The following is a 1,418-nucleotide window of genomic DNA, read 5'->3' as shown; positions in this document are numbered from 1 at the left end:
AGCTTCATCAGGAATTCGAACAATCCAGAAATTCAGCCGACATTGAAAATCAGAACTTAAGGAGCGTTTAGTATGGATAGGCCCGTTCCAATCGAGCGACACGAGTTGGGTTATTCAGGGAGAATTTCGTACTAAGGAAGAAGTTATTGGAGGAACACCGCGCGGCCGGTCCGAAGCCCTTTGAATTTGTCAAGGAGATCTCCCAAGAGCCGAAGGGCCCATTTCCTTTGGAGGCCCCTATTGAACTAATGGTCTCCGCACACTACGAAAGCTTTCTGGGTGGCGGCAGCTGTGTCGGTGGCGGTGGAACGGGGGCATTCCGGGTAAGTCCCTCATGGCAAATCGTTGGGGGAGTAACCGGCTGCCTGGTGATCAATATGCCCAAGAACGAGAGTGGAGATTCTGAGATGTATTCGGCCGGAGCCCGATGGACCCCGCGGGCTTCAAGGCGGATCTCGCCCTACGCACAGGTGCTGGTAGGCGGCCGGAGAATCACGCATGAAATCGACGACCCGGAGAAGAGGCAACAATTGCGGAACGCCTGGAACGACGGAAACGGCACGCTCCCGCATTACCCGATGCGCAGCGAGTGGTCCGCAGAACACCAAGCGAACGGCTTCGCGATGACAATGGGCGGCGGAGTGGATTTTGTGGTTAATCGTGGCCTAGCGTGGCGCGTAGGAAATGTGGAATACGCACACACGTGGATTCCTGACGTGGATCAAATTCACGCGTCGGATGGCGTGCGATTTACGTCGGGGCTCACGCTGCGCATTGGCACGTGGTAATCAGTCTCTCGCCGTGCTGGAAGGTTATTGCTTCTGACTGAAACTTCGCGCCCTTGGTTTTAGCCAACGGACGCGTAGCGGACAATCAATTCTCATCCCAAATCTGTTCCCTGCTCACATCACTTTTCCACAGATTCCAAAAGTTGGGCCGACATTAGTCTATTGACAGAAATAGTTGCAAGCCCCAGCCTAGTGTCACGGGCCTCCGGGGGTGCGGGTTCTGGCCGAAACCCATGCGAACTGGCAGCTTACGTCTTAGCCTGACGGAAATGCCTAATTCGGAACGATAATGAGACCCAGTTCGATGGCGGTGATGTTGAGTGTCCCTTCCATGTGCTTAGAGGCAGCAGATGATTTGCGAAGAGCAGGCCGATGCCACTCCGCATTTTAATAGTTGATGACTTTGAGCCCTGGCGTCGTTTTGTCTCTTCTGCCCTCCAAGAAGTAGATTCACAAATTCTTTTCGAAGTGTCAGACGGTCTTGAAGCGGTTTACAAGGCTGAGGAGTTGCGCCCCGACCTAATTCTGCTAGATATCGGACTTCCTACGTTGAATGGGATCAAAGCTGCGCGACGAATTCGTGACCGCTCACCTGACTCGAAAATTCTCTTTTTGAGCGAGGAAAACTCT

General features: G+C 53.4%; 1 protein-coding gene and 1 pseudogene (1 of these 2 cut by a window edge). Both read left to right on the top strand.

Annotated elements, in window-relative coordinates; translation table 11 throughout:
- Nucleotides 1-146: 146 nt before the first annotated feature.
- On the top strand, nucleotides 147-788 hold the full coding sequence (locus DMG62_25170; GenBank protein ID PYY18934.1) for a hypothetical protein: 642 nt from the start codon (nucleotides 147-149) through the stop codon (nucleotides 786-788).
- A gap of 372 nt (nucleotides 789-1,160) precedes the next feature.
- Nucleotides 1,161-1,418, top strand: a pseudogene (locus DMG62_25165) (hypothetical protein) (it continues 696 nt past the right edge of the window).

The sequence above is a fragment of the Acidobacteriota bacterium genome (assembly GCA_003225175.1).
Classification (GTDB): Bacteria; Acidobacteriota; Terriglobia; order Terriglobales; family Acidobacteriaceae; genus Gp1-AA112.
The sequence above is the reverse complement of the archived record's forward strand: the minus strand, read 5'-3'. Positions and strand labels throughout refer to the sequence as shown.